This is a genomic window from Amycolatopsis nigrescens CSC17Ta-90, assembly GCF_000384315.1.
GTDB classification, from domain to species: Bacteria; Actinomycetota; Actinomycetes; order Mycobacteriales; family Pseudonocardiaceae; genus Amycolatopsis; species Amycolatopsis nigrescens.
Window position 1 is genome coordinate 5,669,958 of the sequence record NZ_ARVW01000001.1, and the last position, 22,322, is coordinate 5,692,279.

The 22,322-nt window shown below is 70.8% G+C and carries 15 protein-coding genes; 11 read left to right on the forward strand and 4 right to left on the reverse strand.

What is annotated here, in order from left to right:
* The first annotated feature begins 37 nt into the window (after window positions 1-37).
* The 8 genes from AMYNI_RS0126995 to AMYNI_RS45470 all read left to right on the forward strand — a co-directional run bounded on the left by AMYNI_RS0126995 (window position 38) and on the right by AMYNI_RS45470 (window position 12,440).
* The gene (locus AMYNI_RS0126995) at window positions 38-2,566 is read left to right on the forward strand and encodes a DUF4118 domain-containing protein (RefSeq protein ID WP_026360972.1); all 2,529 of its coding nucleotides are present in this window, start codon (window positions 38-40) and stop codon (window positions 2,564-2,566) included.
* A complete protein-coding gene (locus AMYNI_RS0127000; protein ID WP_020671197.1) occupies window positions 2,563-3,270 on the forward strand; it encodes a response regulator in 708 nt (235 codons plus the stop codon). Before AMYNI_RS0126995 ends, AMYNI_RS0127000 begins: the two co-directional genes overlap by 4 nt.
* Window positions 3,271-3,341: 71 nt before the next feature.
* On the forward strand, window positions 3,342-3,794 hold the full coding sequence (locus AMYNI_RS45460) for a hypothetical protein (protein ID WP_020671198.1): 453 nt from the start codon (window positions 3,342-3,344) through the stop codon (window positions 3,792-3,794).
* Window positions 3,795-4,081: 287 nt separating this feature from the next.
* Window positions 4,082-4,378 (forward strand): acylphosphatase, encoded by a 297-nt coding sequence (locus AMYNI_RS0127010; RefSeq protein WP_020671199.1) that lies wholly within the window; start codon window positions 4,082-4,084, stop codon window positions 4,376-4,378.
* A gap of 189 nt (window positions 4,379-4,567) precedes the next feature.
* Window positions 4,568-8,206, forward strand: coding sequence for a chromosome segregation protein SMC (gene smc / locus AMYNI_RS45465; protein ID WP_020671200.1), 3,639 nt, complete (start codon window positions 4,568-4,570; stop codon window positions 8,204-8,206).
* Between the two features lie 395 nt (window positions 8,207-8,601).
* Window positions 8,602-9,144 carry a hypothetical protein gene (locus tag AMYNI_RS0127020; protein WP_157357491.1) on the forward strand — a complete coding sequence of 181 codons (543 nt, stop codon included), beginning with the start codon at window positions 8,602-8,604 and terminating at the stop codon, window positions 9,142-9,144.
* 148 nt (window positions 9,145-9,292) lie between these two features.
* Window positions 9,293-9,661, forward strand: a complete 369-nt coding sequence (locus AMYNI_RS0127025; RefSeq protein WP_020671202.1) for a hypothetical protein — start codon at window positions 9,293-9,295, stop codon at window positions 9,659-9,661.
* Window positions 9,662-9,857: 196 nt separating this feature from the next.
* Window positions 9,858-12,440, forward strand: a complete 2,583-nt coding sequence (locus AMYNI_RS45470) for a glycoside hydrolase family 172 protein (protein WP_245574008.1) — start codon at window positions 9,858-9,860, stop codon at window positions 12,438-12,440.
* Between the two features lie 235 nt (window positions 12,441-12,675).
* On the opposite strand, the gene AMYNI_RS0127035 is transcribed toward AMYNI_RS45470, so the two are convergent.
* Entirely contained in the window at window positions 12,676-14,250 is a 1,575-nt protein-coding gene (locus AMYNI_RS0127035) for a sodium:solute symporter (protein WP_020671204.1), read from the reverse strand.
* A 9-nt stretch (window positions 14,251-14,259) separates the two neighbouring features.
* A complete protein-coding gene (locus AMYNI_RS0127040; protein WP_020671205.1) occupies window positions 14,260-15,477 on the reverse strand; it encodes an anhydro-N-acetylmuramic acid kinase in 1,218 nt (405 codons plus the stop codon).
* Between the two features lie 160 nt (window positions 15,478-15,637).
* On the opposite strand from AMYNI_RS0127040, the gene ftsY reads away from it, so the two are divergent.
* Window positions 15,638-16,972 (forward strand): signal recognition particle-docking protein FtsY, encoded by a 1,335-nt coding sequence (gene ftsY, locus AMYNI_RS0127045; RefSeq protein ID WP_020671206.1) that lies wholly within the window; start codon window positions 15,638-15,640, stop codon window positions 16,970-16,972.
* A 51-nt stretch (window positions 16,973-17,023) separates the two neighbouring features.
* Here the strand turns inward: ftsY and AMYNI_RS0127050 are convergent, their stop codons facing one another.
* Window positions 17,024-17,797 carry an IclR family transcriptional regulator gene (locus tag AMYNI_RS0127050; RefSeq protein ID WP_020671207.1) on the reverse strand — a complete coding sequence of 258 codons (774 nt, stop codon included), beginning with the start codon at window positions 17,795-17,797 and terminating at the stop codon, window positions 17,024-17,026.
* Window positions 17,798-17,908: 111 nt separating this feature from the next.
* Here AMYNI_RS0127050 and aceB point away from each other — a divergent pair, with 111 nt between their 5' ends.
* Entirely contained in the window at window positions 17,909-19,486 is a 1,578-nt protein-coding gene (gene aceB, locus AMYNI_RS0127055; protein WP_026360974.1) for a malate synthase A, read from the forward strand.
* Window positions 19,487-19,488: 2 nt separating this feature from the next.
* The gene (locus tag AMYNI_RS0127060) at window positions 19,489-20,718 is read left to right on the forward strand and encodes a DUF6986 family protein (RefSeq protein ID WP_020671209.1); all 1,230 of its coding nucleotides are present in this window, start codon (window positions 19,489-19,491) and stop codon (window positions 20,716-20,718) included.
* Between the two features lie 6 nt (window positions 20,719-20,724).
* Here AMYNI_RS0127060 and AMYNI_RS0127065 read toward each other — a convergent pair whose 3' ends face one another.
* Window positions 20,725-22,215: a PucR family transcriptional regulator gene (locus AMYNI_RS0127065; protein ID WP_020671210.1), complete on the reverse strand. Its 1,491-nt coding sequence runs from the start codon at window positions 22,213-22,215 to the stop codon at window positions 20,725-20,727.
* Window positions 22,216-22,322 lie beyond the last annotated feature (107 nt).

The following is a 22,322-nucleotide window of genomic DNA, read 5'->3' on the forward strand; positions in this document are numbered from 1 at the left end:
CCCGGTGCGAGAGCGCGAAAGGGAGCAGACTGGCCGCGTGGAAGAGGAAGAGCCGGTCAAGCCGAGGCGCGGGGAGCTGAGGATCTACCTCGGCGCCGCGCCCGGCGTTGGCAAGACCTACGCCATGCTCGGCGAGGCCAAGCGGCGGCTGGAACGCGGCACGGACGTGGTCGCGGCGGTCGTGGAGACCCACGGCAGGGCGAAGACCGCAGCACTGCTGGAGGGCATCGAAGTGCTGCCGCGGCGGCACTTCACGCACCGGGGCGGCGATTTCACCGAGATGGACGCCGACGCCGTGCTCGCGCGCGCGCCCGAGGTGGCCATTGTGGACGAGCTCGCGCACACCAACGTGCCCGGTTCGCGCCACGAGAAACGCTGGCAGGACGTCGAACAGCTGCTGAATGCCGGGATCGACGTGCTGTCCACGGTGAACGTGCAGCACCTGCAGAGCCTCAACGACGTGGTCGAGCGGATCACCGGGGTGGCGCAGCAGGAGACCGTGCCGGACGAGGTGGTGCGCCGGGCCGAGCAGCTGGAGCTGGTGGACATCACCCCCGAAGCGCTGCGCCGCAGGCTGGCGCACGGCAACGTCTACCCGGCCGAGCGGATCGACGCGGCACTGGGCAACTACTTCCGGCCCGGCAACCTGACCGCGCTCCGGGAGCTGGCCCTGCTCTGGGTGGCAGACCAGGTGGACGTCGCGCTCCAGCGCTACCGGGCCGAGCAGCGGATCACCGACACCTGGGAGGCCCGCGAGCGGGTGGTGGTGTCGATCACCGGCGGCGCGGAGAGCGAGACGCTGATCCGGCGGGCCAGCCGGATCGCCACCAGGGCCGGCGCCGAACTGCTCGTGGTGCACGTGCTGCGCGGCGACGGGCTCGCCGGGGTCGGGCCGACCTCGATGCACCGGTACCGGAAGCTGGCCGACGACGTCGGCGCCACCTTCCACACCGTGGTCGGCGACGACGTGCCCGGCGCGCTGCTGGACTTCGCCAGCGGGGTCAACGCGACCCAGCTGGTGGTGGGTACCTCGCGGCGCTCCCGCGTCGCGCGGCTGTTCGACGAGGGCATCGGGGCGACGGTGGTGCAGCGGTCCGGCCCGATCGACGTGCACATGGTCACCCATGCCGAGGCGGGCGGCAGGCTGCGGGCCACCCTCGGCCGCAGCCCGCTGGCCCCGTCCCGGCAGGTGCTCGGCTGGGCACTGGCCGTGGTGGCGCCCGCGCTGGCCACCATGCTCGGCGTGTTCCTGCGGGAGGAGCTGGACTTCTCCACCGACGTGGTCGTCTACTTCCTGGCCACCGTGGTCGTCGCACTGGCCGGCGGGCTCGGGCCGGCGCTGGTAGCCGCCTTCCTGTCCGGCGGACTGCTCAACTTCTTCTTCACCGAGCCGTATTTCACGCTCACCGTGCACACGCAGAGCAACGTGATGACGCTGATCGCAATGGTCATCGTCGCCGTGCTGGTCGCGCTGGTGGTGGACACCGCCGCCCGCCGGGCTTCGCAGGCGGCGCGGGCCCGTACCGAGGCGTCGTTGCTCGCTTCCTATGCCAGGACGGTGCTCACCCACTCGGCTCCGCTGGAGCGGCTGCTGGAGAAGGTGCAGGAGAACTTCGGGCTCAGTTCGGTGGCGCTGCTGGAAAAGCAGCAGGGCGGGCAGTGGCGGCGGGTGGCGCAGGTGGGAGCCGACCCCTGTGGCGACCCGGACGAGGCGGACGCGGACATCGCGGTCACTTCAGAGGTGCATCTGACCCTGCGCGGGCGGCCGCTGCCCGCTTCGGACCGGCGGGTGCTCGAGGCCGCCGCCGGGCAGGCGCTGCTGGCCCTGCGGCAGCAGCGGATGGCGGCGACCACGGCCAAGGCCGAGCGCAAGGCGGCGGCGACCGAGCTGCGCACCGCGCTGCTGTCCGCGCTCGGGCACGACCTGCGCACCCCGCTTACGTCGATCAAGGCCGCCATCGGCAGCCTGCGCGCGCAGGACATCGAGCTGTCCGCGGAGGACACCGAAGAGCTGCTGGCCACCGCCGAGGAGTCCGCCGACCGGCTGGCCGGGCTGGTGGACAACCTGCTGGACTCGTCCCGGCTGGCCACCGGCGCGGTCCGCCCGCACCTGCGCCCGGTCGGCTACGACGAGGTGGTCTGGCACGCACTGTCCAATGTGGACAACTCGGCTTCGGTGCTGGCCGAGGTGGACGAGCGGCTGCCCGAGGTGCTTGCCGATCCAGGACTGCTGGAGCGGGTGGTGGCGAACGTGGTGGACAACGCGCTGCGGCACGGTGCCGGCCCCCGGCCGGTGTCGGTGCGGGCCAGCACGCATTCGGCGCACGTCGAGCTCCGCGTCACCGATCACGGGCGCGGCCTCAAGAAGGGCACCGCGGAGTCCGCGTTCGCGCCGTTCCAGCGGCTCGGCGACCGGGACAGCACGCCGGGGGTGGGACTCGGCCTGTCCGTGGCCAGGGGCTTCACCGAGGCGATGGGCGGCACCATTCGGGCGGAGGACACCCCTGGCGGTGGCCTCACCGTGGTGATTTCCTTGCCCGCAGTACGCGAGAACGGGGAGCTATGAGCACTAGCCAGCGGGATGGCGGCAGCACGGTGCTGGTCGTGGACGACGAGCCGCAGATCGTGCGCGCGTTGCGGATCAACCTGTCCGCCCGCGGCTACCGGGTGGTCACCGCGCACGACGGCACCGCGGCGCTGCGCGCGGTCGCCGAGGTCAAGCCGGACGTGGTGGTGCTCGACCTCGGGCTGCCCGACATGGACGGCAACGAGGTGATCGCCGGCCTGCGCGGCTGGACCACCGTGCCGATCATCGTGCTCTCCGCGCGCGGGGACTCCTCGGACAAGGTGCAGGCGCTGGACGCGGGCGCGGACGACTACGTGACCAAGCCGTTCGGCATGGACGAGCTGCTGGCCAGGCTGCGCGCGGCGGTGCGCCGGTCGGTGGTGTCCACTTCGGACGATGTGGACGCGGTGGTGGAGACCGCTTCGTTCACCATCGACCTGGCGGCGAAGCGGGTCCGCCGCGATGGCCACGAGGTGCACCTGACCAAGACCGAGTGGGGTGTGCTGGAGCTGCTGGTGCGCAACCGGGGCCGGCTGGTGGCCCAGAAGCAGTTGCTGCACGAGGTGTGGGGGCCGTCGTACGACACCGAGTCCCACTACCTGCGGGTGTATCTGGCGCAGCTGCGCCGCAAGCTGGAACCGGAGCCCTCCCGGCCGCGGCATCTGCTCACCGAGCCGGGCATGGGCTACCGCTTCGAGCTGTGAGCTAGCCGGGCGTCTGTGAGGTCCGCGAGGTCCGAGAGGTCGAGCTTTCGGAGCGAGAGCTGGAGCCCGAAGTGTCCGAGGTCGGCGGCGTCGGCGGTGTCGTTGTCGGGTCCGTGGTCGGGGTGGACGGCGGTGTCGGCGAGGTCGTCGGCGGGGTCCAGGTCGGCAGATCCGAACGGGTGGAGGACGGGGTGCTGCCCGGCGGGAGCTGGGTGCCCGGCTGCTGGGGCGGGGGCCCCTGCGCCGGCGGCGGCAGCACGGAGGTGGTCGGCAGCCCGTCTTCGCCGATGTTGACCACCGTGGTCGGGGTGGCCGAAGTGGACGAGGGCGCCGTGCCCGCCACCGCGGCACCGCTGATCGTCATCGGGCCACCAGGTACCCCGTTGCCCGGCACCAGCTGCGGGGCCGGGGAGCCGGCGCGGCTCGGCGGCGCGCTGGCGTCCGAGCTGCCCTGCGTGGTCAGCTCGGCCACGGCCGCGAAGGCGGTGGCGAGCACCAGGCCGCTCGCGGCGAGCAGCACGTAACCGGTGCGGCGCGGGCTGCTCAGTGCCTCCTTCGGCGGCGCGACCTCGGCCTTTGGCTGTTCGGCTGGTGACCCCGATTGGGTCATACTGGCTCCTCGTACTTCACGGACTTCACCGATGACACAAGCGAAAGCGGTGGCGGAACGGTCTGCTCGGCACCCGGGCGAGTTAGCCCGGATGGTGGACGCCGGGCGGCAGGTTACCACCGCCGGACTGCCGAAAGCGAGTGAACCGGTGAACACGGCTAACTCTGCGCAGTCGGCGGCGGCCGTCCCTCGTGCGGCACCATGACCAGGGTGGCAGACGAGGAGAACCGGGTCCGGCTCACCGCCTGGGTGCACGGCCGGGTACAGGGTGTCGGTTTCCGCTGGTGGACGCGGAGCAGGGCGTTGGAGCTCGGGCTCGTGGGCAGCGCCGCGAACCTGGCGGACGGCAGGGTCGAGGTGATCGCGGAAGGGCCGGAACTCCACTGTGAGCGGTTGTTGGCGGCGCTTCGCGGGTCTTCGTCACCCGGAAGCGTGGATCACGTGGTGGACCGCTGGTCGGCCGCGCGCGGTGGGCTGCACGGGTTCGTGGAGAGGTAGCGCCATGGGAAAACTCAGTGCCTGTGCGGGTGAGGCTCCTGTGACTGGTGAAAGCGCTGTGACCAGTGAGAACACCCGCCGGACCGCGACGCGCGGGCCCACCACCCTGGGTCCCACGGTCGCGGGGGCCGCCCGGGTAAACTCTGCCGACTGGCATCCAGTCCTGCCTACCGGAGGGGTCGCCGCCACGTGCACCTGAAAAGCTTGACGCTCAAGGGCTTCAAGTCCTTCGCCTCGGCTACCACCTTGCGTTTCGAGCCGGGCATCACCTGCGTCGTCGGGCCGAACGGCTCCGGCAAGTCCAACGTCCTGGACGCGCTGCGCTGGGTGATGGGCACTCAGGGGGCGAAGGACCTCCGCGGCGGCAAGATGGAGGACGTCATCTTCGCCGGCACCGCCGGCCGCGCGCCGCTCGGCCGCGCGGAGGTCACGCTGACCATCGACAACGCCGACGGAGCGTTGCCGATCGACTACACCGAGGTGTCGATCACCCGTCGGATGTTCCGCGACGGTGCCAGCGAGTACGAGATCAACGGCAGCACCTGCCGGCTGATGGACGTCCAGGAGCTGCTGTCGGACTCCGGTATCGGCCGCGAGATGCACGTGATCGTCGGCCAGGGCCAGCTGGCCCAGATCCTGGAGGCCAAGCCGGAGGAGCGCCGCGCCTTCATCGAAGAGGCCGCCGGCGTGCTGAAACACCGCAAGCGCAAGGAAAAGGCGCTGCGCAAGCTGAACGCGATGCAGGCCAACCTGGACCGGCTCGGTGACCTCACCACCGAGCTGCGCCGCCAGCTCAAGCCGCTGGGCAAGCAGGCCGAGATCGCCCGCAAGGCCCAGTCCGTGCAGTCCGAGCTGCGGGACTCCCGGCTCCGGCTGATGGCCGACGACCTGGTCACCCAGCGCACCGACCTGGCCCGCGAGGAGGCGGACGAGAACGCCGCCCGCGCCCGTCGCGCCGAGGTCGAGCAGGCACTGGAAGTGGTGACCGCCGAGCAGAACCAGCTCGAGTCGGCGATGGCGGAGGACGCGCCGAAGCTGGCCGCCGCGCAGGACACCTGGTACAAGCTTTCCGCGCTGGCCGAGCGCCTGCGCGGCACCGTCCGGCTGGCCGTGGAACGCGAGCGCCACCTCACCTCCGAGGTGCAGGCGCCGACCGGCGGCCGCGACCCGGAGGAACTGCTCGCCGAGGCCGAGCACGCCGCGGAGCGGGAAGAGGAGCTCAACGAGGCCGTCGCGGAGGCGCGTTCGGCGCTGTCCCAGGCCGTGCAGCGTCGCGAACAGCTCGAACACGCGGTGCAGGCGGCGGAGCGGGCGCACATGGCCGCCGTGCGCGCCATCGCCGATCGCCGCGAGGGCCTGGCCAAGCTGACCGGCCAGGTGGAGGCCCTGCGCAGCAAGAACGGCGCCACCTCCGACGAGATCGACCGGCTCACCGTCGCCATCGACGAGGCGGGCGCGCGGGCCGAGCACGCCGCGGAGGAGCTGGAAGAGGCCAAGGCCGAGGGCGGGGTCGAAGAGTCCGACGACGCGGAGCTGCAGTCCCGGCACGACCGCGCGGTGGAGGCGAACAGCGCGGCCAAGTCCAGGGTTGAAGAGCTGGTCAAGGCCGAGCGCACGGCCGAGCGCGACATCGCATCGGAGAAGGCCAGGGTCGACGCGCTGTCCATGGGGCTCAAGCGCAAGGACGGCGCGGGTGCCCTGCTCGGCGCCTCCGACGAGCTGCCCGGCCTGCTCGGTTCGGTGGCCGCCCTGCTGACCGTGGAGGCCGGCCACGAGGTCGCGCTGGCCGCGGCGCTGGGCCCGGTCGCGGACGCGGTGGCGGTGGCCGGCGGCGAGGACGCGCTGGCCGCGCTGAAGTACTTGAAGGCCAACGACTCCGGTCGCGCCGGCATCCTGCTCGGCGGGTTCGGGGCCGGGGGCGCGGACCGATCGGACTGGCCGTCGCTTCCGCCCGGTGCCCGCTGGGCGCGCGAGGTGGTGTCCGCGCCGGAGGCGCTGCGCCCCGCGGTGGAGCGCGCGCTGGACCGAGTGGCCATTGTGGACACACTGGACACCGCGCGCCGGCTGGTCGCGGTGCACCCCGCGGTGAGCACGGTGACCGCCGAGGGCGACGTGTTCGGCTCGAACTGGGCGGTCGGCGGCTCGGCCCGCAGCGAGAGCGTGATCGAGGTGCAGGCCGCGGTCGACGAGGCACAGGACCGGATGCTCGCCGCCGAACGCGCGTTGGAGCGGTTCACCGCCGAGCTGGAGGGGGCCAGGGCCGAGCAGCAGGACCGGCGGGACGAGGTCGGGCAGGCGAAGGACGCGCTCGGCGAAGCGAAGGTGCGCAAGGCCCGTTCCTCGGAGCGGCTGAACCGGATGCAGCAGGCGGCCCGTTCCGCCGAGGCCGAGGTCACCCGGCTGCGCGAGCAGCGGGCCAAGGTGGAGCACAGCCGCGAGGAGGCGCTGAGCAAGCTCGCCGAGCTGGAGGAGCGCCTCACCGCGGTGGCCGAGCAGGACGTGGACGAGGACCCGGACACCACCGAACGCGACCAGGCCGCCGACGAGCTGGCCGGGGTCCGGCAAGAAGAGGTGGAGGCCAGGCTCGCCCTGCGCACCGCGGAGGAGCGGGCCAGGGGCATCGCGGGCAAGGCGGAGTCGCTGCGCCGGGCAGCACACGCCGAGCGTCAGGCCAGGGAGCGCGCCGAGAAGGCCAGGCTCGCCCGTGCCAAGGGCGCCGAGATCGCCTCCGCGGTGGTCAACGGCGGCGAGATCGCGCTGGAGCGGATCGAGATCTCCGTGCAGCGGGCCGCCACCGAGCGGGACGCGGCGCAGGCTGAGCGCCAGCGCCGGGAGTCCGCGCTGGCCCAGGTGCGCAGCCGGGTCCGCGAGCTGGCCGGTGAGCTGGAGAAGCTGACCGACGCGGTGCACCGGGACGAGGTGCTGCGCGCCGAGCAGCGGCTGCGGCTGGAGCAGCTGGAGACCAAGATCGCCGAGGACTTCGGCATCGGCCTGGAGGATCTGGTCGCGGAGTACGGCCCGAACGTTCCGGTGCCGCCCAGCGCCGGGGAGATGGCCGAGTACGAGGAGGCAAAGGAACGCGGTGAGGCGGTCACCGCGCCACCCGCGATCCCGTACGACCGGGCGACCCAGCAGCGGCGGGCCAAGCGCGCGGAGAAGGACCTGGCACTGCTGGGCAAGGTGAACCCGCTGGCGCTGGAGGAGTTCGCCGCACTGGAGGAGCGCTACAAGTTCCTGTCCACCCAGCTCGAGGACCTCAAGGCCACCCGGCGCGACCTGCTCACCGTGATCAAGGAGGTGGACGAGAAGATCCTGGAGGTCTTCAACTCCGCCTACGAGGACGTCGCGCGCGAGTTCGAGATCGTGTTCTCGGTGCTGTTCCCCGGCGGTGAGGGCCGGATGGTGCTCACCGAGCCGGACGACCTGCTGGCCACCGGGGTGGACGTGGAGGCGCGGCCGCCCGGTAAGAAGGTCAAGCGGCTGTCCCTGCTCTCCGGTGGCGAGAAGTCGCTGGTCGCGGTCGCCATGCTGGTGGCCATCTTCCGCGCCAGGCCTTCGCCCTTCTACGTGATGGACGAGGTCGAAGCCGCGCTGGACGACACCAACATGCGCCGGCTGATCAGCCTGCTGGAGCAGTTGCGGGCCGCTTCGCAGCTGATCATCATCACCCACCAGAAGCCGACCATGGAGATCGCGGACGCGCTCTACGGGGTCAGCATGCAGGGCGACGGCATCACCAAGGTGATCTCGCAGCGGCTGCGGGACGGGAACGAGCCCAGGGCTGCCGCTGAACCGCCGGACGCCCCGTCGCCGGCGCCCGAAGCTTAGTGCTCGGGGAGAATTCATCGACGCCATGCGGAGGATTAACCGTGCGGCTCGGTCATCCGCTAGCCTATTCCGGAATTGGATAGCTGATTTCTTTCGCTGCTCCGATCGGCAGACAAAGTTTTGTTGAAGTCTGTATGGTCGCGAAGCTGCCGGTAGCCCATCACGCGGATGGCGGTGTCCGGTCCAGACCTATTGGGTAAGGTCGTCTACGCGTCCCGCTGGACCGACTAACCGCATTCCAGCCCGAGGTCGCCCGTCTGTGCCACACCCTCCCCTCCGGAAAATGAAGGACCTATTGTCATGCGAAGATTCAGGTGCAGGTGCGCCCAATACCGCGACCAGGGCCGACCGAGCCGGTGATGCTGAGAAAACCAGCGGTCGTTAATATGAAAATTGTGAAACCAGGAAACCCCTCGCCTTGGCGAGTTCCCGGCGTCCGGGAAATCCTGGCCCAATTCGGCAGGCCGATCGGCGTGCTCGGCAGCCCGCGAATCGGCACCGTCTCCGCGGTCGGCTACGAGGACGCCGACGACCCCGCCATGGCGGTGAAAGTCCAGTACCGGTTCGGCGGCGCGCTGCGCGCCTACGTCTATACCGTTCGGGACCGGCCCCCCGGCCGTCCCAGGCGCCAGGTGCGGGACGACCTGGTGGGTTTCTGGATGCACACCGCCGGCTCGCCGGCGGTTCGCGAGGTCGGCGTGCAGGCGAAGGTAGCTGCGGCCTTCGAGTTCGCCGCCGAGTTGGAGGACGCCCGCGCCGCACCGACCGTGGTCGACGTCGACGGTGTGCCGCGAGGTGCCGCGCTGCTCACCGCCCGCGGGGTGGGTGCGGTGGACGTGCCGGGTGAAGGCTGCGATCTGCGCGTGCTGGGAGCGGCGGAGGTGTTGCCGTTGGTTACCTTGCGCACGCTGTCGGTAACGGAAAAGCATGGTGGGTAGACAGAACTGAAGCAGAGATGAGGCCAGACAGGTGCGAGGGTGCGGCCACACGGCCGTGCCTCGGGGTGGGAGTCCAGTGACAGAGAGCGGGTTCAGCCCGACCGGCCGCCGGCGGCGCCGTCAAGGGGGGCGGCGAAATCAGTATCTGGTGCGCTACGACGATCAGGAGAACGTGCTGGTCCGTCAGAGAGCGGAGGCGGCGGGACTGTCGGTGCCCGCCTTTCTCTGCATGGTCAGCCTCGGCCACGGCTCGGAAATGCCGTCGCCGGCCGGCGTGGCGCCCGAGCAGGAGCTGCCGGAGCCGGTGCGCGTGCTGACCGCGATCCTGCGTGAGCTGGCCCGCGGCACCGACCGGCTCGCCCAGCAGGTCCAGGTGCACCGGCAGATTTCCACCGAGGAGCTGGCCGGTTTCCTGGATCAGGCGGAGAAGCAGATCGACCAGCTCGTGGTGCTCCGGTCCAGGCTGGACAGGTATCCGGCCTCGGCGGGCCGGGACCGGGATCGCCGGTTTCCCTAGCCGGGGCAGGGGTCTTCGCCGGCACGGCCCAGGCCGCCGTGCTGCGAATGGTGGCTTTCCGACCGGACGACCGTCCTGTTGGTACAGACCACCCATGTGGCGCTAGACACACCTGGTTAACGTGCATTTTACTTTTCGAGTAATCGATTACTCGCATCGTGCGCGAATCCCCTCCTCGGAACAGGAGTACCCCGCCTTGGCCACGAATTCCGTTGTTCCGTCCAGACTTTCCGGCAGAGCCGGGCGCGGTGGGGCCGCGCTCGTGATGGCCGCACTCGCCTGTCTCACCATGACGGTCGCCCCTGCTCAGGCGGCTCCGGCGGCGGCGCCGACCGTGTCAAAGGGCCCGGTCGGCTGGGATACCTATCGTTCACTCAACGGCCTGGAGCGGCTTCGGCCCGGCGAACAGGTCAAGCAGTTCTCGAGTTTCGATCGCACCGGCGGCAATGACGACGGGTTCGAAGGTACTTATTCCTGTCTGCGCAACAGGTCCGACGGCCGATGCGTGATCGCCGACGCTCGTGGTGCCGGTGAGATCTCGTCGCTGTGGTTCACCTACGCCGCGAACTCGGTGGCCGCGATCGGTGAGATCACCATCGAGCTGGACGGCCGGACCGTCCTGCAGGGCTCGCTGCAGGACATCGTGAACGGGGCGAAGGGCGCGCCGTTCGTCTGGCCGCTGGTCGGCAACTCGGCCGACACCATGGGCGGCACGGTGATCAAGGTGCCGATGCCCTACACCAGCTCGATGCGCATCACCACGCAGAACAATCCGCACTTCTACCACGTCACCTACCGGCAGTTCGCGGACGCGGCCGGGGTGCGCACCTTCGACCCGACCGACAAGGCGCTGGACGTGGTCGAGCGGCTGCGCGGTTACGGGGTCCGCGACCCGAAGCCGGCCGCCCCGGGGGCGCGGACCGAGCGGACCGGGGTCGAACTGCCCCCTGGCGGTGCGATGAGCGTGCCGGTGGGCAGTGGGCCCGGCCGGATCAGCCAGCTTCAGCTGCGGTTGCCGCAGGTGGTCACCGCGCCGGCGATCTACGACGACGGCCGCGCCTTCAAACCGGGCAGCAGCTCGTTCAGCATGGCCATCGACCCGGCCAACGACGGCGTCCGGCTGACCCGCCGCTACGACCCGAAGATCGCCGAACAGCACTCCATCGTCTTGGTGGACGGCCAGCAGGTCGGGGAGTGGCGCACCGGCGCGGCCACCCCGCCGGACACCTGGGGTGACCTGACCATGGACATCCCGAAGTCGCTCACCGGCGGGAAGTCGCGGATCGGGATCACCAACAGGTTCGTCTCGTCCAGCTTCGACATCAACGAGTTCCGCTACGACGTGCACTCCAAGGTCGGCGGCGAGTGGGTGCACACCGACCTGCTCGACGTGGGGCCCAACCACCGGAACGAAGAGGCCGCCCACGGCTACCAGATCCTCGGCCAGCGCTGGGAAGGTCTCGGCGTGTTCCGCTATCCGTCCGATCCGGCGCGGGTGGCCGCGTCGGACGCGGTGCTGGAGGGTCTCCGGCTGCGGGTCAGCTTCGACGGCCGCACCACGGTGGACAGTCCGGTCGGCGAGTTCTTCGGCTCCGGGCTGGGCAAGTACGCCGCCCGCAACCTGATGAGCGGGATCGACACCACCGAGAACGGCGCCTTCACCTCGTGGTGGCCGATGCCCTTCGCGGAAGGTGCCAAGGTGGAGCTGGTGAACGGCTCCACGGAGCCGGTGCAGGCCGGCAGCCTCGCGATCACCTCGGCGCCGGACGTCACGCTGCCCGGCGATCTGGCCGGTGACGGCACGCTCGGCTACTTCAACGCCACCCATCAGCGCGGGGACACCGTGCCGGGGAAGGAGTGGAACTTCCTGACCGCCGAGGGCAAGGGCGTCTTCTACGGGGTGACCACGACCATGCGCGGGCACATTCCGCCCGGTGGTGACCACCAGATGAGCTACCTGGAGGGCGACGAGCGGGTCTACGCGGACGGCTCGGCCAGCCCCAGCCTGATCGGCACCGGCTCGGAGGACTTCTACGAGTCCGGCTGGTACTTCATGGACCAGGAGGCGGGCAACCGGGAAGGGGTCAGCTACGCGATGCCGCAGGCCGGCCTGGTCAGCCACGAGAACGCGGCTGACGGCTGCCAGTACGTGTGCCTGAACGCCTACCGGCTGATGGTCGCGGACGCGGTGCCGTTCGGCAGCAGCCTGGAGTTCGACATCGAGCACGGCCCCAACTCGGACCGCGCGGCCAACTACAGCTCCACCGCGTACTGGTACGGCCAGCCGTCGCCGTCACTGGCCAAGACCGACACGGTCGACGCCGCCGACGACGCCAGCAGGGCGCTGCACGGCTATTCGGCCACCGGCGAGACCAGGGGCACCCTGACCTCCACCTTCGAGGGCAGGGGCGACACCACCCCGGTCACCGGCGGAACCACTTCGGCCACCGGCCCGGTCCGGTTCACCGCCAAGGTGGAGCAGGCGAACGGCGGGCTGCGCCTGCACCGGGTCTCGGATCAGGCGAACGGTTTCCAGCGGGCCAACGTGTTCATCGACGACCGCCTTGTCGGTGAGTGGTACCAGCCGCTGACCAACGGGCACTCGCGCTGGCTCGAGGACGGGTTCGACATTCCGGCCGCGCTCACCGGCGGGAAGGCCGCAGTACAGGTCCGGCTGGAACCGGTCGGTGGCGCACCGGCATGGTCGGGCTCGCGCTACACGGTGTTCTCCCAGATCGGACCGGGCGTCGACGCGGCAGCCGGCCCCGGGCTCGACTAGAGCACTGCTCGGCAGCGCGTGCCGGGGATATGGAGGCGGTAGAGGGCCCGCCTCCATATCCCCGTGCCGCTTTCCGGTGCGATCCACGAAGAAGCCGGTTCCCAGGCGTTTTCGGATGTTCTCTTGTCAAGCAACGTTCGGTCGTGCCCGGCGGGGGCGGACAGAAGACCCACCGCCGGGCACGACTCCACGATACCCAACTATCGAACACGCGTTCGAACACCTTCGGGTGAACTTATGCGGGCTCGGGCTCCTTTTCCGGCTCGTCCAGCCCCGACTGCGGCGCGGGAGTCTTGTGGCGCAAGGAAAGCAGCCCACCGACGAGCAGCGTGATGAGCACCCCGAACAGGGTGTACCAGGGAAACGCGAGCGCCACCTTGTCCCCGCCCGCCTTGCCGAAGTCCACCCCGAGCAGCGAGCCGCTGGCCTTGCTGAACTTCAGGCCGAGGATCACGAAGGCCATCACCACCACGGTCACCACGAACGCGATGATCGCGTCCGGCTGCCGCGCCTTCTTGAACAGCAGCCCGAGCAGGAACGCGCCGAGCAGCGCGCCGTAGGTGTAGCCGGTGATGGACAGGCCCTGCACCACGATCGGGTCGCTGGTGGAGGAGTAGGACGCGAAGAAGCCGGCGAACACGATCAGCAGCCCGGCCCAGATCACCGTCCAGATCCGGCCCTGCTTCAACCGGTCGGTGTCCGAGAGCTGCCGTTTGATCAGCCGCTCGTAGACGTCGGTGACGGTGGACGAGGCCAGCGCGCCGAGCGAGGAGCTCAGTGCCGCCGCCAGGATGCCCGCGATCACGAACCCGGACAGCCCGCTGGGCAGCTCGGTGACGATGTAGTTCGCGAACAGCTCGTCGTTGGTGCGCAGGCCGAGCTGCTTGACCGGGTCGAGCCCGTTGTAGAACGCCCACAGCATCACGCCGATGAACAGGAACAGCGCGAACTGCAGGAACACCACGAACCCGCTCGCGATCAGCGCCTTCTGCGCGGCCTTGAGGTCGTTGGTGGACTGCAGCCGCTGCACGATCAGCTGGTCCGAACCGTGCGAGGCCATGGAGAGCACGGCGCCACCGATGACCGCGGTGATGATCGCGTACTGCCCGGTCAGCGGGTGCGAGCTGAAGTCGAGGATCTGGAACTTGTTCGCGTCGAACGCCCGGCTGAACCAGCCCTCCGGCAGCCGGGTGGCCAGCACCCAGATGACCGCGATCCCGCCGAGCACGTACCAGAGCATCTGGATCGCGTCGACCCAGACCACCGCGCGCACCCCGCCGAAGAAGCTGTAGATGACCATCGCGATGCCGAGAGCGAGCACGATCAGCCAGTACGACACGGTCACCCCGTACGCCCCGAGCACCACCTTGATCGGGATCGCGGTGGCGAACAGCCGGAGGCCGTCGGCCAGCAGCCGGGTGAGCAGGAAGGTGACCGAGGCGGTGCCCTGGATGCCGCTGCCGAACCGCTTGCCGAGGAAGGCGTAGGCGGTGACCAGGTTTCCGGCCACGTAGCGGGGCAGCAGCACGAACGAAACCACGATCCGGCCGAGGATGTACCCGATCGCCAGTGACAGGTAGGTCATGCCGCCGGCGCCGGGGGCGGCGATGTAGGCGACCGTCGGCACGGACAGCACGGTCAGCGTGGAGGTCTCCGCCGAGACCACCGACAGGCAGGCGACCCACCAGGAGATCTTGCCGTCGCCGACGAAGTAGTCCTTGCCGGACTTCTGCCGGCCGCCGATCGCGATGCCGAGCAACGGCATGCCGATCAGGAAGACCAGGATGATCGCGAGGTCGAGAGCGCGCATTGGTATCTCCTACCGGTTGTGCTGTGCCGCCGCTACCCGCATCCGGGTCACGGTTGTGGTTCGGGGCGGCGGAAGTCGCAGGGGGCCGGCGCCGGGGGTGATGCTGCCCAGCAGCCGCGGGCCGGCCGCCCCGGTGGCGGATGGCAGGTTGGCCGGCAGTCCGTGCCAGGTCAGCCAGCCGAGCAAGGCGGTCAGGTAGGCCTCTTTCGCCTCCTGCGGCAGGCCGAGCTCGTCGCTGGTGCGCAGGCCGATGTCGCCGAGGCGCCTGGCGAGCGCCGACATCAGGGCCGGGTTGCGCACGCCGCCACCGGAGGCGACCACGGTCCGCACCCCGTGCCGGGCGCAGTCCCGCGCGACCGTGGCCGCGGTCAGCTCGGTGAGCGTGGCCAGCAGGTCTTCCGGTCCGATCGGTGCCACGCCGGAGACGGCCGTGTCCAGATAGCCGGCGTGGAAGTGCTCCTTGCCGGTGGACTTCGGCGGCGGCGCCGAATAGTAGGGGTCTTCGAGCAGCCGCCGCAGCAGGTCGTCCCGGACTTGGCCGCGGCCGGCCAGCGCGCCGTCGGTGTCGCTGCGCTGGGCGCCGCCGGTGACCTGGTGCGCGGCCAGGTCCAGCAGCGCGTTGCCAGGCCCGGTGTCGTAGGCGAGCGTGCTCCCGTCCGGGCCGACCACGGTGATGTTCGCGATGCCGCCGATGTTCAGCCCGGCGCAGGGCCGGCCGTCGAACTCGGCGAGCCCGCGCAGCCACAGCGCGTCCAGGGTGCTCGCCAGCGGAGCGCCGTGCCCGCCCGCGGCGACGTCCCTGGCCCGCAGGTCGGCCAGCACGGGCAGCCCGGTGCGTTCGGCGATCCATGCGGGCTGGCCCAGTTGCAGGGTGCCGAGCGCGCGCGAGTCCTGCACCCAGTGGAAGACCGTCTGGCCGAGCGAGGCGATCAGGTCGGCCCGGCCACCGGCGAGCTGCCGCACGCCGGTCTCCGCAGCTTCGGCGAAGACCTGGCCGATCCGGGTGTCCAGCATGGTGAGCCGTTCCGCGCTGCTCGGGTTCGGCGGCAGCGAGGCCAGCACGTCGGCGCGCAGTGCCTCCGGATAGGCCAGCTCGAGGTGGCCCAACGGGTTGAGGGTGAGTTCTTCGCCCCGCGCGTGCAGTTCGGCGGCCGCCACGTCGATCCCGTCGACGGACGTGCCGGACAGCAGCCCGAGCACCCGGATCGGCCCGGTTTCGGCCGTCATTGGCTCCCCCATGGAGGAGTGGTCTAATCCACCAGCCCGGGGGCACGCAAGCGGAACCGTGAGACCTTGACCAAACCGAGTCGTGTCAGGTGAGACATTCTCGCGTTCGCTCTCCGGGGGTGGCCGGCCATGGCTCGCTCCGGATGCGAGGATGACGCGCGTGTCGAGCAACCTCTGGTTCTGGATCGTTGTCGTTGTCGTCGTGGTGCTGGTGGCGGTACTCACCACCGGCCTGATCGTCGCGCGCAAGCGCAAGATCAGCCTGGCCGAGTCGGAACGGGCGAAGTCCGAGCAGAAGCAGAAGGGCGGCGGTTACCAGGCCGGCGGCGGGATCGCGCTGGCCCCGGGTGGCGCGCCCGAGCATCCGGCCGGTGAGCGCACCGAGGTGGACGGCCAGCCGGGTGTCGGCGACGACGCCTCGGTGCCGAGGGACGCGCCGCGTCGCGGCATCGTGGACGTGAGCCTGCCGTCCGAGGAGGAGCGGACCGCCGAGGCAGAGCCCGAGGCTGAGTCCGCACCGGAACCCGAACCCGAGCCGGAACCGGAGCCCGCCGAGGAGATCGCCCCGGCAGCGGGCCGGATCGAGCGCCTGCGCGGCAGGCTGGCCAAGTCGCGCTCGATGTTCGGTCAGGGCCTGCTCGGCCTGCTTGGCGCCGGTGACCTGGACGAGGACTCCTGGCAGGAGGTGGAGGACACCCTGCTGGTGGCCGACCTCGGCTCGGCGACCACCACCGAGATCGTGGAGAAGCTGCGCGCCGAGCTGACCCGTCGCGCGGTGCGCACCTCCGAGGAGGCCAGGTCGGTGCTGCGCGATGTGCTCACCGAAACCCTGTGGCCGGAGGCAGACCGTTCGGTGCGGGCGCTCGCGCACGTTGTGGACGGCAAGAAGCAGCCCGCCGTGGTGCTGGTCGCCGGGGTCAACGGCACCGGCAAGACCACCACCACCGGCAAACTGGCCAGGGTGCTGGTCGTGCAGGGCAGCCAGGTGCTGCTCGGCGCCGCGGACACCTTCCGCGCCGCTGCCGCGGACCAGCTCCAGACCTGGGGCGAGCGGGTCGGCGCCGAGGTGGTGCGCGGCAAGGAGGGCGCGGACCCGGCGGCGGTCGCGTTCGACGCGGTGAAACGCGGGATCGACGCCGAGGTGGACGCCGTGCTGGTGGACACCGCCGGCCGGCTGCACACCAAGACCGGCCTGATGGACGAGCTGGGCAAGGTCAAGCGCGTGGTGGAGAAGCAGGCCAAGGTGGACGAGGTGCTGCTCGTGCTGGACGCGACCACCGGGCAGAACGGGCTGGCGCAGGCGCGGGTGTTCGCCGAGGTGGTGGACGTCACCGGGATCGTGCTGACCAAGCTGGACGGCACCGCCAAGGGCGGCATCGTGTTCCAGGTGCAGCGGGAGCTCGGCGTGCCGGTCAAGCTGGTCGGCCTCGGCGAGGGGCCGGACGACCTCGCCCCCTTCGAGCCCGGCGCCTTCGTCGACGCGCTACTGGACTGAGCCATGCAGTGAAGGCCACCTTGCCTGCGTTGAACGCAGGCAAGGTGGCCTTCACTGCACTTGCGCCGAGGTGAGTTGGGTGGAGAGGGTGGCGGCGATGCGCTGCACCACGGGGGCGATCCGCGAGACGGCCTCCTTGGTGAGCCGGCCTTCCGGGCCGGAGACCGAGACGGCGGCCGGGGTCGGCGCGCCGGTGAGCGGCACGGCGACGCACCGCACTCCGAGCTCCTGCTCGCTCTCGTCCAGCGCGTAGCCCTGCTTGGCGATTTTCGCGAGGTGCTTGAGCAGCACGTCCGGGTCGGTGTGGGTGTGCTCGGTGTAGCTCGGCATGCCGGTCCTGGCCAGCAGCTCGCGCACCTCGTCCGCGGGCAGCTGCGAGAGGATCGCCTTGCCGACCCCGGTGCCGTGCGGCAGCAGCCGCCTGCCGACCTCGGTGAACATCCGCATCGAGTGCTTCGAAGGCACCTGCGCCACGTAGACGACCTCGTCGCGTTCCAGCACGGCCAGGTTGGCGGTCTCGCCGACCTCGTCCACCAGCTCGGTGAGCAGCGGCCGTGCCCAGGTGCCGAACTGCATGCTGGCGTACTCGCCAAGCCGGATGAGCCTGGCGCCGAGTGCGTAGCGGCGGTTCGCGTTCTGCCGCACGTAACCCAGCGCGACCAGTGTCCGGATCAGCCGGTGGATGGTCGGCATCGGCAGGCCCGAGGTGGCCGCCAGCTCGGAGAGACTGGCTTCACCACCGGTGTCGGCCAGCCGTTCCAGCAGTTCGAAGGCCCGCTGAAGCGACTGCACGCCGCCATCGCGGCCTGTCTTCTCCGGCGCCACGGATGATCCTCCTTACGCCCAGGTTGAGCTTCCACTATGCAGAAACTATAGTCCGTGATGTAAAAAACGTATGGACGTCTTCCTTGAATTGTCACAGTTGGGGTGTTCCGCATGACTGAAGCCCAGGTACTCGGCGACCAGGTAGAGCGTGGCGACGAGATCCTGACTCCGGGCGCACTGGAGTTCCTCGCCGGTCTGCACGACGCCTTCGCGGCGCGCAGGGACGAGCTGCTCGAAGCCCGCGGCAAGCGCCGTGACGAGGCCAAGCGCACCGGGCGGCTGGACTTCCTGGCCGAGACCGCGCAGGTCCGCGAGTCCGACTGGCGGGTCGCCGAGGCGCCGCCGGCGCTGCGGGACCGCCGGGTGGAGATCACCGGGCCGACCGACCGCAAGATGACCATCAACGCGCTCAACTCCGGCGCCAAGGTGTGGCTGGCCGACTTCGAGGACGCCAACACCCCGCACTGGGCCAACGTGGTCGGCGGCCAGGTCAACCTGCACGACGCCATCCGCGGCACGATCGAGCTGGACAGCGGCGGCAAGCAGTACCGGCTGCGCGACGACGTCGAGCACGCCACGATCGTGGTCCGCCCGCGCGGCTGGCATCTCGACGAGCGCAACCTGAGCTTCGGTGCCCGCAAGGCCGTCGGCGCGCTGGTCGACTTCGGCCTCTACTTCTTCCACAACGTCCGCGCCCTGCTGGCCGCGGACAAGGGCCCGTACTTCTACCTGCCGAAGATGGAGAGCCACCTCGAGGCGCGGCTCTGGAACGACGTGTTCACCCACGCCGAGAAGGAGCTGGGCATCGAGCACGGCACGATCCGGGCGACCGTGCTGATTGAGACCATCCCGGCCGCGTTCGAGATGGAGGAGATCCTCTACGAACTGCGCGAGCACGCGTCCGGCCTGAACGCGGGCCGCTGGGACTACCTGTTCAGCATGATCAAGTACTTCCGCGACGCCGGCGAGAAGTTCGTGCTGCCGGACCGCAACAGCGTGACCATGACCGCGCCGTTCATGCGCGCCTACACCGAGCTGCTGGTCCGTACCTGCCACAAGCGCGGCGCGTTCGCGATCGGCGGGATGGCCGCGTTCATCCCGAACCGCAAGGACCCCGAGGTCACCGAGAAGGCGATGGCCAAGGTGCACGACGACAAGGCGCGCGAGGCCGGGGACGGGTTCGACGGGTCCTGGGTGGCGCACCCCGGCATGGTGGACATCTGCCGCGAGGAGTTCGACAAGGTGCTCGGCGACCGGCCGAACCAGCTCGAACGCGAGCGTGCGGACGTCGCGGTGACCGCGGACCAGCTGCTGGACCTGTCCGGCACCGGCGGCGCGGCCACCGCGGCCGGGCTGCGCGGCGCGGTGGACGTCGGTATCCGCTACATCGCGTCCTGGCTCGGCGGGAACGGCGCTGCGGCCATCCACAACCTGATGGAGGACGCGGCCACCGCGGAGATCTCGCGTTCGCAGGTGTGGCAGTGGGTGCGCAACGGCACCGAGCTGGACAACGGCGAGACGGTCACCGAGGAGCTGGTGCGCAAGGTGCTCGGTGAGGTGCGGGACGAGCTGGCCGAGCTGATCCCGGCCGAGCTGCTCGACCCGGCGGTGGAGCTGTTCGAGCAGGTCGCGCTGGCGCAGGAGTTCCCGGACTTCCTGACCCTGCCCGCCTACGACCGGATCAAGTAGCCGTGGCGACCGGCCGGCTCACCGAGGACGTCTACGCCGGAGCCGACGCGCGGCTCGCTGCGGCGGACGCGCGGGTTGCGGCGGACTATCCCGGTGAGCCGGCCGGGCGGCAGCCGGTGCACACGGTGTACGTGCCGGCCGACCGCTACCACGGCGACCTGGTCGCCGACTGGGGCCAGCTCGCGGTCGCGGTGCTCACCGAACACGGCGACCAGCTGGCGCTGGAGCCGGAGGTCGCCGGGCGCGTGGCCGCGAAACTGCGCGACGAGCCGATCGAAGACCTGCGGATCGACTTCGAGGACGGCTACGGCCATCCCGGGGACGACGCCGAGGACGCGGCCGCGCTCGCCGCCGGGCGCGTCCTGGCTGCTTCGGTGGCGGCGGGCACCGCGCCGCCGTTCACCGGCATTCGCTTCAAGAGCTTCGAACGTGCGACCCGGCGGCGCGGGATCCGCACCCTCGACCTGTTCCTCGGCGGTCTGCTCGCCGAAGGTGGCCTGCCCGCGGGGTTCGTGCTGACCCTGCCGAAGGTGACGGCGGTGGAACAGGTCGAAGCCGCGGTGGAAGTGCTGGCGGCGCTGGAAAAGGCGTACGGCCTGACACCGGGGGCGCTGCGGTTCGAGGTGCAGGTGGAGACCCCGCAGTCGATCCTGGCCGCGGACGGAACCGTCGCGGTGTCCCGGATCGTGCGGGCCGCGCGGGGCCGCTGTTCGGGCCTGCACTACGGGACCTACGACTACAGCGCGGGCCTCGGCATCAGCGCGGAGTACCAGCGCATGGACCATCCGGCCGCGGACTTCGCCAAGCAGTTCATGCAGGTGGCCGCGGCCGGCACCGGGGTGCGGCTCTCGGACGGCTCGACGAACCGGTTGCCGGTCGGCGACCGGGACGCGGTGCTGGCAGGCTGGTCCGAACACCTGCGGCTGGTCCGCCGTTCCCTGGAGCACGGTTTCTACCAGGGCTGGGACCTGCACCCGCATCAGCTGCCGACCAGGTACGCGGCGACCTACGCGTTCTTCCGGGAGGGCTTCCCCGCGGCTGCTGGCCGGCTGCGGGCGTACACCGAACGCGCCGACAGCGGCATCCTGGACGAACCGGCGACCGCGCAGGCACTGGCCACGTACCTGGTGCGGGGTCTGGACTGCGGCGCCCTCGACGCCCCGGAGGTACGGGAGCTGAGTGGACTGGACCGAGCGGCACTGGACCAGCACGTCCGGCGACTGGCTTCGTAGCCTGGGTCAGTCCTCGATCTTGAGGGCCAGGTAGACGTCGACCTGGTTGGCGAACTCGGTGAGCTCGATGCCCAGCAGCTCACTCGCCCTGGAGATCCGGTACCGCAGCGTGTTCACGTGGACGTGCAGCGCTTTCGCGGTCAGCGCCGGGGAGCCGTTGTGCTCCAGGAAGACGCGCACGGTGTGCACGAGATCGCTGTTCTGCGCCAGGTCGTAGGCCAGCAGTGGGCCGAGCACCCGTTCGCGCACCGAGCGGCGCAGCTCGTCCGGCAGCCCGGCGATCAGCAGCTGGTGCGGTTCGAGCTCGGCGCCCGCGACCACCGCGACGGGTTCCGCGCGCCGCGCGCCCGCCACCGCCGCGTGCCTTGCTTCCTGGGCCGCACCGAGCAGCCCGGCCATGGTCACCGGGCCGCCGACCCCGACCACCACCCCCGGCGACGGCAGCAGTGGCTCCACAATGGACAGTGCTGCGGCGGAGCCGGTGGTCCAGTCCGCCGGCCAGTGCTCGGCCACCACCAGTGCGTAGGCGTCTTCGCCGACGGTGCCGATCAGCGTGGTCACGGTGTCGGACTCGACCTCGGCGAGTATCTCGGAGAGCAGCTCACGCCCGGCGTCGTCCGCCGCACGGGCCAGCAGCACCCGCAGCACGGCCTGTTCCGGCAGGCCCGTCGAGGCGAAGGCGGCGGCCAGCTCGGTCCCCGGCGCCGAGCCCGCGGCCAGCAGCCTGAGCAGCGGCTCGGCCACCCGGTCGGCGACCCGCCGCACCTGCTCGGCCCTGCCCCTGGCCAGTCCGGCCAGCCCGGCCAGCTCCTCGGCGATCTCAGTGCTCGTCGGCGTCCAGTCCCCGGCCTCGGCACCGACCACCAGCAGCCAGGGCACCACGAACCGGCCACCGACCGGCAGCACCGTGCAGCCGGGGTGCTCGCGCCCGCGGTCGGCGAACGCGGTCACGATCTCGGCGGGTTCCGCCGGCAGCGCCTCGCCGGTGCCGGCGACCACCCGGCCGGTCCCGGACAGCACCCAGCACGGCGCGCCCAGTTCCACCGCGCCGTGCCGAAGCAGCGCGGGCAGCGACGCGTCGTCGGTCGCGGTGGACAGCAGGCGCCGCCGCGCCCCACCGCGTTCGGCGGCCAGCGCCAGCACCACGCGTTCGGTGATCACCGCGAAGGACAGGTCCGGGGGCACCTCCAGCAGCGGGATCCGGTGCCGCGCACAGGCTTGCACCAGCTCGGCGGGGATGCCGTCGGAGTCGGCGCCGGACGCGGCCAGTGCCGCGCTGCCCGCCTTGGCCAGCGCGGCGACGAACGGCTCGGCGTCGCCCGGCCCGCGCCACCACAGCAGCCCGGTCAGCACCAGCTCGCCCGCGGAGAGGTAGCGGCTCGGGTCCGGCAGCTCGGTGCCGTAGATCCGGCTCACCTCGCGGTCGAGCAGGCCGGCGCCGGTGCGCAGCCGCATGCCCAGCTCGGGTAGGTCGAGCAGATTTTTCAACGCGGTCATAAGGTTTGTAGGAAACCACAAAAGCGCTGGTTTTCGCCGCTCTCGATTCATGTTTAGGCACCGTTGCCGTGCTTGGTCCACCGCTGTGTACTGAGTCACGTCGCCTT

Bases quoted from the DNA above. Each gene is read 5' to 3' on its own strand.
- AMYNI_RS0127000 (WP_020671197.1), top strand. From the start codon at position 2,563: ATGAGCACTAGCCAGCGGGATGGCGGCAGCACGGTGCTGGTCGTGGAC.
- AMYNI_RS0127010 (WP_020671199.1), top strand. From the start codon at position 4,082: ATGACCAGGGTGGCAGACGAGGAGAACCGGGTCCGGCTCACCGCCTGG.
- AMYNI_RS0127035 (WP_020671204.1), bottom strand. From the start codon at position 14,250: ATGCGCGCTCTCGACCTCGCGATCATCCTGGTCTTCCTGATCGGCATG.
- AMYNI_RS0127040 (WP_020671205.1), bottom strand. From the start codon at position 15,477: ATGACGGCCGAAACCGGGCCGATCCGGGTGCTCGGGCTGCTGTCCGGC.
- aceB (WP_026360974.1), top strand. From the start codon at position 17,909: ATGACTGAAGCCCAGGTACTCGGCGACCAGGTAGAGCGTGGCGACGAG.
- AMYNI_RS0127065 (WP_020671210.1), bottom strand. From the start codon at position 22,215: ATGACCGCGTTGAAAAATCTGCTCGACCTACCCGAGCTGGGCATGCGG.